The organism is Amycolatopsis sp. NPDC004169, from assembly GCF_040610315.1.
Taxonomy (GTDB): Bacteria; Actinomycetota; Actinomycetes; order Mycobacteriales; family Pseudonocardiaceae; genus Amycolatopsis.
Genome location: NZ_JBEXMD010000018.1, coordinates 166,224 through 175,706 on the forward strand (window position 1 = coordinate 166,224; position 9,483 = coordinate 175,706).

Annotated in this window: 8 protein-coding genes; 7 read left to right on the forward strand and 1 reads right to left on the reverse strand. The window is 71.9% G+C overall.

Annotated elements, in window-relative coordinates; all coding sequences use genetic code 11:
* The first annotated feature begins 20 nt into the window (after positions 1–20).
* Entirely contained in the window at positions 21–917 is an 897-nt protein-coding gene (locus tag ABZX11_RS24745) for a phosphotriesterase (protein WP_354916784.1), read from the forward strand.
* Positions 918–921: 4 nt separating this feature from the next.
* Here the strand turns inward: ABZX11_RS24745 and ABZX11_RS24750 are convergent, their stop codons facing one another.
* Positions 922–1,827 (reverse strand): PAC2 family protein, encoded by a 906-nt coding sequence (locus ABZX11_RS24750; RefSeq protein ID WP_176169467.1) that lies wholly within the window; start codon positions 1,825–1,827, stop codon positions 922–924.
* 38 nt (positions 1,828–1,865) lie between these two features.
* Here ABZX11_RS24750 and metH point away from each other — a divergent pair, with 38 nt between their 5' ends.
* From metH to hisG, 6 genes are all read left to right on the forward strand, one after another.
* Positions 1,866–5,411 carry a methionine synthase gene (gene metH / locus ABZX11_RS24755; RefSeq protein ID WP_354916787.1) on the forward strand — a complete coding sequence of 1,182 codons (3,546 nt, stop codon included), beginning with the start codon at positions 1,866–1,868 and terminating at the stop codon, positions 5,409–5,411.
* Between the two features lie 13 nt (positions 5,412–5,424).
* Positions 5,425–6,087: an HAD family phosphatase gene (locus ABZX11_RS24760; protein WP_354916790.1), complete on the forward strand. Its 663-nt coding sequence runs from the start codon at positions 5,425–5,427 to the stop codon at positions 6,085–6,087.
* A 58-nt stretch (positions 6,088–6,145) separates the two neighbouring features.
* Positions 6,146–7,606 (forward strand): AlkA N-terminal domain-containing protein, encoded by a 1,461-nt coding sequence (locus tag ABZX11_RS24765; RefSeq protein WP_354916792.1) that lies wholly within the window; start codon positions 6,146–6,148, stop codon positions 7,604–7,606.
* Positions 7,607–7,623: 17 nt separating this feature from the next.
* Entirely contained in the window at positions 7,624–8,109 is a 486-nt protein-coding gene (locus ABZX11_RS24770; RefSeq protein ID WP_354916795.1) for a methylated-DNA--[protein]-cysteine S-methyltransferase, read from the forward strand.
* A gap of 103 nt (positions 8,110–8,212) precedes the next feature.
* On the forward strand, positions 8,213–8,476 hold the full coding sequence (locus tag ABZX11_RS24775; protein ID WP_013226745.1) for a phosphoribosyl-ATP diphosphatase: 264 nt from the start codon (positions 8,213–8,215) through the stop codon (positions 8,474–8,476).
* Between the two features lie 51 nt (positions 8,477–8,527).
* Entirely contained in the window at positions 8,528–9,373 is an 846-nt protein-coding gene (gene hisG / locus ABZX11_RS24780) for an ATP phosphoribosyltransferase (protein WP_176169471.1), read from the forward strand.
* Positions 9,374–9,483: the final 110 nt, after the last annotated feature.

A 9,483-nucleotide genomic window follows, 5' to 3' on the forward strand; every position in this document is an offset into this window, starting at 1 on the left:
GAGGCGTTACACTCGCGATCGTGACTGGGGAACTCAAGGTGCGCACGGTGCTGGGCGACATGGATCCGGCCGAGCTCGGCGTGACGAACGCGCACGACCACCTGTTCTTCGCCTCGAAACTGCTGCCCGGCCAGGAGCTGGACGACCCGGAAGCCGCCATGGAGCAGCTGCTCCGCTTCAGGGCGGCGGGCGGCACGGCACTCGTCCAGTGGACGCCGCACGGCCTCGGCCGCCGGATGCCGGAGCTCGCCCGGATCTCGCGGGAGACGGGTGTGCACCTGGTGGGGGCGACCGGCCTGCACCGCGCCGAGCACTACGCCGCCCTGGGCGGACTCGTCGACGACCTGGCCGGTGTCTTCGTCGAGGACCTGACCGGGGACACCGCGCCGCGCGCCGGGCTGATCAAGGTCGCCGGCGCCTTCCACACGATCGACGCGCACGCCCGGCTGACCATGACCGCCGCCGCGGTCGCCCACCAGGAGACCGGCGCGCCGATCGCCGTGCACCTCGAACTCGGCACGGCGGCCCTGGAGACGGTCGACCTGCTCTGCGGAAAGCTGGAGATTTCACCCGACAAGGTGATCCTCGGGCACCTGAACCGGAACCCGGACGCGCCGCTGCAGCGGAAGATCGCCGAGACCGGCGTGTTCCTCGGCTTCGACGGGCCGTCCCGGGCCAACCACGCGACCGACTGGCGGCTCTTCGACGGCCTGGAAGCGCTGGTCGAGGCCGGGCACGGCGGCCAGATCCTGCTCGGCGGCGACACGACGACCGCGGCGGCGCGGTTCCAACCGGGCGCGTCCTACCTGCTCACCACGCTCGCACCGCGGCTGACCAAGCTGCTGGGCGGCGACGTCGTCACGGCCATGCTGGTGGCGAACCCCGCGCGGGCGTTCGCCACCAGCTGGCTGAAGTGACCCCTCAGCGCAGGCCGAAGCCCTCCTGCCCGCCGCCGCGGCCGCGGCGGCGCAGGTAGCGCTCGAACTCCGCGGCGATCTTGTCGCCGCTGACGTCCTGCTCCGCGACCTCGCTCTGCGCGTCGCCGCGTTCCTCGAGGCTGCGGACGTACTCGCTGATCTCCTCGTCCTCGTCGGCCATCTCGCTGACCGTGCGCTGCCACTCCTCGGCCTGCTCGGGCAGCGCGCCCAGCGGGATCTCGACGTCGAGGATGTCCTCCAGCTTGTGCAGGAGCGCCAGCGTCGCCTTCGGGGACGGCGGGTGCGACACGTAGTGCGGCACCGCGGCCCAGATGGACACGGCCGGGATGCCGGCCTGCACGCAGTAGTCCTGCAGGATGCCGACGATGCCGGTCGGCCCCTGGTAGTTGTTCAGGTCGAGGCCGTAGAGGGACGCGGTGTCCTTGTCGTAGGCCGTTCCGGTGACCGGGACGGGCCGGGTGTGCGCGGTGTCGGCCAGCAACGCCCCCAGCGTCACCACGGTCGCGACGTCGAGCTGCTGGATGTGCTCGAGCAGCTCCGCGCAGAACGCGCGCCAGCGCATGTTGGGCTCCGGGCCCTGCACGAGGACGACGTCGCGGTCGAAGCCGTCGGGGCGGCACACCGACAGCCGCGTCGTGGGCCAGTCCACCCGGCGAGTGACGCCGTCCACCATCCGGACGGTCGGGCGGCTGACCTGGAAGTCGTAGTAGTCGTCGGGCTCCAGTTCCGCCAGCGGGGTGGCGTCCCAGTTCAGCTGCAGGTGCTCCACCGCGCGGCTGGCCGCGTCGCCGGCGTCGTTCCAGCCTTCGAAGGCGACGACCATCAGCGGGCGGGTGGGTTCGGTGCGGTCGCGGGGCGGCCGCGGGGTCTCGTCGACGGGCTCACTCACCGGACCAGCCTACGACCACCGGCCTTACCCTGTTCAGCATGTCCGACCGCCTGTCGTCACCGTTCCTCGATGCCCTCCGCACGCGTGTCCTGGTGGCCGACGGGGCGATGGGCACGGCCCTGCAGGCCCACGACCTGAGCCTGGACGACTTCGGCGGCCTCGAAGGCTGCAACGAGGTACTCAACGTCACCCGGCCGGACGTGGTCCGCTCGGTGCACCGCGGGTACCTGAAGGCGGGCGCGGACGCCGTCGAGACCAACACTTTCGGGGCCAATTTCGCCAACTTCGCCGAGTACGGCATCACCGGGCGGATCTTCGAGCTGGCCGAGGCCGGGGCGCGGCTGGCGCGCGAGACCGCCGACGAGTTCGCGACGCCGGAGCGCCCACGGTTCGTGCTCGGCTCGGTCGGGCCCGGCACGAAACTCCCCACCCTCGGCCACGCGCCCTTCACCACGCTGCGTGACGCCTACCGCGAGGAGGTCCGCGGCCTGCTGGCCGGCGGCGCCGACGCCGTGATCGTCGAAACCACCCAGGACATCCTCCAGACGAAGGCGTCGATCATCGGCGCGAAGCGGGCGATGGCCGCCGAAGGCCGGTCCGTGCCGATCCTCGCTTCGATCACCGTCGAAACGACCGGCACCATGTTGCTCGGCACCGAGGTCGGCGCGGCACTGGCCGCGCTCGAACCGCTCGGCATCGACGTCATCGGGCTCAACTGCGCGACCGGCCCGGCCGAGATGAGCGAGCACCTGCGGCAGCTGGCCAAGCACGCCCGGGTGCCGCTGTCGGTGATGCCCAACGCCGGCCTGCCCGAGCTCGGCCCGGACGGCGCGGTGTACCCGCTCGGCCCGGAAGCGCTGGTCGAGGCCCTCACCGGGTTCGTCCGCGAGTTCGGCGTCGGCCTGGTCGGCGGCTGCTGCGGGACGACCGACGAGCACATCCGGCAGCTCGCCGCCGCGGTGGCGGACACGCCGCCGGTTCCGCGGCGCCCGCGGCCCGAGCCCGGCGTGTCGTCGCTCTACCAGGCGGTGCCGTTCAAGCAGGACGCCAGCGTGCTGATGATCGGCGAGCGGACCAACGCCAACGGCTCGAAGGCCTTCCGCACCGCGATGCTCGCGGGTCATTTTGACGACTGCGTCGAGATCGCCCGCGAGCAGACCCGCGACGGCGCCCACCTGCTGGACCTGTGCGTCGACTACGTCGGCCGGGACGGCACCGCCGACATGGCCGAGCTGGCCGGGCGCCTGGCCACCGCGTCGACGCTGCCGATCATGCTCGACTCCACCGAGGTCGCCGTCCTGCGGGCCGGGCTGCAGCGGCTCGGCGGCCGGTGCGCGGTCAACTCCGTCAACTACGAGGACGGCGACGGACCGGAATCCCGGTTCACCCAGGTGATGGAACTGGTCAGCGAGTACGGCGCCGCGGTCGTCGCGCTGACCATCGACGAAGAGGGCCAGGCCCGCACGGCGCAGAAGAAGGCCGACATCGCCACCCGGCTGATCGAGGACATCACCGGGAACTGGGGCCTGCGCACCTGCGACGTCATCGTCGACGCGCTCACCTTCACCATCGCCACCGGCCAGGAGGAGTCCCGCCGCGACGGCATCGAAACCATCGAAGCCATCCGCGAGATCAAACGCCGTCACCCCGAGGTGCAGACCACCCTCGGCCTGTCGAACATCTCCTTCGGCCTCAACCCGGCCGCCCGGCAGGTGCTCAACTCGGTGTTCCTGCACGAGTGCGTCCAGGCCGGGCTGGACACCGCGATCGTGCACGCGTCCAAGATCCTGCCGATGGCCCGGATCCCGGACGACCAGCGCGCGGTCGCCCTCGACCTGGTCTACGACCGCCGCCGTCCCGGGTACGACCCGCTGCAGGAGCTGATGGCCCTGTTCGAAGGCGTCAGCGCGGCCTCGTCGAAGGCTTCGCGGGCCGAAGAGCTGGCCGCGCTGCCGCTGTTCGAACGCCTGGAACGCCGGATCGTCGACGGCGAGCGCACCGGCCTGACCGACGACCTCGACGCGGCCCTGGAGCAGCGGCCCGCCCTGCAGATCATCAACGACACGCTGCTGTCCGGCATGAAGACCGTCGGCGAGCTGTTCGGGTCCGGCCAGATGCAGCTGCCGTTCGTGCTGCAGTCCGCCGAGGTGATGAAGGCCGCCGTCGCGCACCTCGAGCCGCACATGGAGAAGGAGGACGACGCCGGCAAGGGCCGGATCGTGCTGGCCACCGTCCGCGGCGACGTGCACGACATCGGCAAGAACCTCGTCGACATCATCCTGTCCAACAACGGCTACGAGGTCGTCAACCTCGGCATCAAACAGCCCATCACGACCATCCTCGACGCGGCCGAGGAACACGGCGCCGACGCGATCGGGATGTCCGGGCTGCTGGTCAAGTCCACGGTGATCATGAAGGAGAACCTCCAGGAGATGAACTCCCGTGGCGTCTCCGCGCGCTGGCCGGTGCTGCTCGGCGGGGCCGCGCTCACCCGGTCCTACGTGGAGAACGACCTGACCGAGCTGTACCTCGGCGACGTCCGCTACGCGCGGGACGCGTTCGAAGGCCTGCGGCTGATGGACGCGATCATGGCCGCCAAGCGCGGGGAATCGCCGCTGCTCGACGCGGACGCGGAGAAGAAGCGCCAGGAGCGCAAGGAACGCCGCGAACGCTCGCTGCGGATCGCCGAGGCGCGCAAAGCCCGCAAGGTCGAAGAAGAGGGACCCCTGCCCGCCCGCTCGGACGTCGCCACCGACGTCCCGCTGCCGTCCCCGCCGTTCTGGGGTTCGCGGGTGGTCAAGGGTGTCGCGCTGGCCGACTACGCCGCCATGCTCGACGAGCGCGCCACCTTCATGGGCCAGTGGGGGCTCAAGGGCGCCCGCGGCGGCGCCGGGCCGACGTACGAGGAGCTGGTCGAATCCGAAGGCCGGCCGCGGCTGCGGTACTGGCTCGACCGGCTGACCGCCGACGGCGTCCTGGCCCACGCGGCCGTCGTCTACGGCTACTTCCCGTGCGTCGCCGAAGGCGACGACCTGGTCGTGCTCACCGAGCCTTCGCCCGACGCACCCGAGCGGGTGCGCTTCACCTTCCCGCGGCAGCGCCGCGACCGGCGGCTGTGCCTGGCCGACTTCTACCGGCCCCGCGAGTCCGGCGAGGTGGACGTCGTGCCGTTCACCGTGGTCACCATGGGCCGGCCCATCGCCGACTACGCCAACGAGCTCTTCGCGGCCGACGCCTACCGCGACTACCTGGAGGTCCACGGGCTCGGCGTCCAGCTGACCGAGGCGCTGGCCGAGTACTGGCACCGCCGCATCCGGCAGGAGCTCACCTTCCCCGGCGGTGTGGCGGTCGCCTCAGAGGACCCCGACGACGTCGAGGAGTTCTTCAAGCTCGGCTACCGTGGAGCCCGGTTCTCCCTGGGCTATGGCGCCTGTCCCGACCTCGAAGACCGGGCGAAGATCGTCGCCCTCCTCGAACCGGGCCGGATCGGCGTCAAGCTGTCCGAGGAGTTCCAGCTGCACCCCGAGCAGTCGACCGACGCGATCGTCTGCCACCACCCCGAAGCCAAGTACTTCAACACCTGAGGGAGACTCCACTGTGGACGGAATCGACGCCGTGTTGTGGGACATGGACGGCACGCTCGTCGATTCCGAGAAGCTGTGGGACGTCGCGCTCTACGAGGCGGCGGAATTCCTCGGCGGCAAGCTTTCCGAACAGCAGCGGATGACCCTCGTCGGGTCCAACATGGACGACACCTCGGCGTACCTCCTCGAAGTGGTCGGCCTTCCGGTGACACCCGAGGCGATTGCTTCGACCGGGGAAGAGATCCGCCGCCGCACCGCCGGGCTGTTCGACGACGAGCTGCCGTGGCGCCCGGGTGCGCGCGAAGCGCTGACGGCGGTGCGCGAAGCGGGCCTGCGGTCGGCCCTGGTCACCTCCACCGAACGCGACCTGACCGAACTCGCGCTGAACACGATCGGCCGGGACTTCTTCGACGTCACCGTGTGCGGCGACGAGGTCGAAGGCCAGAACAAGCCGCTCCCGCGCCCCTACCTCAAGGCGGCCGAGCTGCTGGGCGTCGACCCGGCGCGCTGTGTGGCGGTCGAAGATTCGCCGCCGGGCACGGCTTCCGCGGTCGCGGCCGGCTGCACGGTCCTGGTGATCCCCAACGACGTCCCGGTCGAGGCGGGGGAGCGGCGGGTGTTCCGCGACTCCCTGGTGGGCATCGACGTGCCGGCGCTGGCGGCCCTGCTCGGCTGACCACGACCATGTCGCTTTTCCGCTAGCCCGGGTCGCCGGAGTCCGCGATGCTGGCGTGGTGCACGATGACTTCGAGCGGTGCGTGCGGGCCGTGCAGGCGAAGGACGCCCGGTTCGACGGGTGGTTCTACTGCGCGGTACTGACCACCCGGATCTACTGCCGGCCCAGCTGCCCGGTCGTGCCGCCCAAGCGGCAGAACATGAGCTTCTACCCGAGCGCGGCGGCCGCCCAGCAGGCCGGGTTCCGGGCCTGCAAACGCTGCCGCCCCGACGCCAGCCCCGGTTCGCCGTTGTGGAACGAGCGCGCCGACCTCGTCGCGCGGGCGATGCGGCTGATCGCCGACGGCGTCGTCGACACCGAAGGCGTCCGCGGCCTCGCCGCCCGGCTCGGCTACAGCGTCCGGCAGGTCGAGCGGCAGGTGTTCGCCGAACTCGGCGCCGGCCCGCTCGCCCTCGCGCGGGCCCAGCGCGCGCAGACCGCCCGCACCCTGATCGAGACGACCACGCTGCCGATGACCGAGCTGGCCCTGGCCGCCGGCTTCGGCAGCATCCGGGCGTTCAACGACACCGTCCGCGAGGTGTTCGCCCTCTCGCCCACCGAGCTGCGGCAGCGCGCGAAGGGCAAGCCGTCGGCGGCCGGGGCGCTCGTCCTGCGGCTGCCGTACCGGAAACCGCTGTGCCCGGACAACCTCTTCGGCCACCTCGTGGCGACCGGTGTGCCGGGTGTGGAGGAGTGGCGGGACGGCGCCTACCGCCGGACCCTGCGGCTGCCGCACGGCCACGGCGTCGTCGCGCTGCGGCCGGAGGACGGGCACATCGCCTGCCGGCTCACCCTGACCGACCTCCGTGACCTGCCGGCCGCCACGAGCCGGTGCCGCCGCCTGCTGGACCTCGACGCCGACCCGGTGGCCGTCGACGAGCAGCTCGCCACCGACCCGCTGCTCGCCCCGCTCGTCGCGGCCGCACCCGGCCGCCGGGTGCCGCGCACGGTCGACGGCGCCGAGTTCGCCGTCCGCGCCGTGCTGGGCCAGCAGGTCTCGACGGCGGCGGCCCGGACCCACGCGGCCCGGCTCGTCGTCGCGCACGGCGAACCGGTCGAGGACCCCGCAGGCGGCCTGACCCACCTGTTCCCCTCGGCCGACGCGCTCGCCTCGCTGGACCCCGAGACCCTGGCCATGCCGCGCAGCCGCCGTCGCACGCTGCTCGCGCTGGTCGAGGCGCTGACCGGCGGCCTGGACCTCAGCGCGGGCAGCGACTGGGAAGCGGCACGGGCCGCGCTGAACGCGTTGCCCGGCTTCGGGCCGTGGACCGTCGAAAGCATCGCCATGCGGGCGCTCGGCGACCCGGACGCCTTCCTCCCCACCGACCTCGGCATCAAGCACGCGGCCGAAACCCTCGGACTCGGCGGCCAGGCCGCCGTCGTCGCCCGGTCCGCCGCGTGGCGCCCTTGGCGCGCCTACGCCACCCAGCACCTGTGGGCCACCGGTGACCACGCGATCAACCGGATGCCCGCGGCATGAAACCGACAGGAGAACCCATGCGCACCCACGCCGTCGTCGACAGCCCGTGCGGCCCGTTGACGCTGGTCGCCGAGGGGGACGCGCTCTGCGGCCTCTACATGGTCGACCAGCGCCACCGCCCGGACGAGCTGACCTTCGGCTCCGCCGATCCGGGCGGGGACATCTTCGCCCGCGCCGAAACCGAGCTCAAGGAGTACTTCGCCGGGCAGCGCCACGAGTTCGAGGTGCCGCTGGCCTTCGTCGGCACGCCGTTCCAGCAGCTGGTCTGGGCCGAGCTGCGGAAGATCCCGTACGGCACGACGATCTCCTACGGCCAGCTCGCCGACCGGCTCGGCAAACCGGCCGCGTCCCGGGCCGTGGGCCTGGCCAACGGCAAGAACCCGATCGGCATCATCGTCCCGTGCCACCGGGTGGTCGGCTCGACCGGCTCGCTCACCGGCTACGGCGGTGGCCTCGAGCGCAAGCGCTACCTGCTCGACTTCGAGCAGGGCGCGCTCTTCTGATTCCCACCTCGTGGGAGCCGGCGTCCACGGGCGTGTGAGATGGACGGCATCCCCGGCGGGCCGGGGCGGCGCGGCGGGGTCCGGGATGGAAGGATTCCGGACCGTGAAGACCTTCGATGAGCTGTTCGCGGAGCTTGCCGAGCGCGCGCGTACCCGTCCCGACGGGTCCGGCACCGTCGTCGCCCTCGACGCCGGGGTGCACGCCCAGGGCAAGAAGGTGCTGGAGGAAGCCGGCGAGGTGTGGATCGCCGCCGAGCACGAGTCCGACGAGCGCCTCGCCGAGGAGATCTCCCAGCTGCTGTACCGGGTGCAGGTGCTGATGCTCGGCCGTGGCCTGTCGACCGAGGACGTCTACCGCTACCTGTGACGGGGTTTCGCCCGGTGCTGGACCGGGCGAGGGATTGAGGAGAGAAGCGAAATGCTGCGTGTTGCCGTGCCGAACAAGGGAGCCCTCGCCGCCGCGGCGACGGAGATGCTCGGCGAGGCGGGCTACCGCAAGCGGCATGAGCAGCGCGACCTGACCGTGCTCGACCACGTCAACGAGGTCGAGTTCTTCTTCCTGCGCCCCAAGGACATCGCCATCTACGTCGGCTCCGGCGAGCTCGACCTCGGCATCACCGGCCGTGACCTCGCGCTCGACTCCGGCGCCCCGGTCGAGGAGATCCAGGCGCTCGGTTTCGGCGGTTCGACGTTCCGCTACGCCGCCCCGGCCGGCCGGGACTGGAAGCCGGCCGACCTGCACGGCAAGCGGCTGGCGACGTCGTACCCGCGGCTGGTCCGCGACGACCTCGCCCGCCACGGCGTCGAGGCCGAGGTGATCCGGCTCGACGGCGCGGTGGAGATCTCGATCCAGCTCGGCGTGGCGGACGCGATCGCGGACGTCGTCGAGTCGGGCCGGTCGCTGCGGCAGAACAACCTGGTGGCCTTCGGCGACCCGATCTGCGTGTCGGAAGCCGTGCTGCTGCAGCGGCGGGGCACCGAGGAGAGCAAGGCGAAGACGCAGCTGGCCGCGCGCCTGCGCGGGGTCGTGTTCGCGCAGCAGTACATGATGCTGGACTACGACTGCCCGCGGACGCTGGTGGAACGCGCGATCGCGATCACGCCGGGCCTGGAGTCGCCGACGGTCGCCCCGCTGGCCGACGACGACTGGGTGGCCGTGCGCGCCATGGTGTCGCGCAAGAAGGTCAACCTCATCATGGACGAGCTGGCCGAAGTCGGCGCCAAGGCGATCCTCGCCTCGGACATCCGCTCCTGCCGCCTCTGACCCTTCCCTGTCGTGGGGGGGGGGGGGTGCCGGGAGGGGCGTGTTCAAACACCAGCGCGGGGGCGAGGCGGGGGGGTGTGCACCCCCGGCCCGCGGGGGGCGGGGGGCCG

Coding starts and splice junctions, on each gene's coding strand:
- hisG (WP_176169471.1), top strand. CDS start 8,528: ATGCTGCGTGTTGCCGTGCCGAACAAGGGAGCCCTCGCCGCCGCGGCG.
- ABZX11_RS24770 (WP_354916795.1), top strand. CDS start 7,624: ATGCGCACCCACGCCGTCGTCGACAGCCCGTGCGGCCCGTTGACGCTG.
- metH (WP_354916787.1), top strand. CDS start 1,866: ATGTCCGACCGCCTGTCGTCACCGTTCCTCGATGCCCTCCGCACGCGT.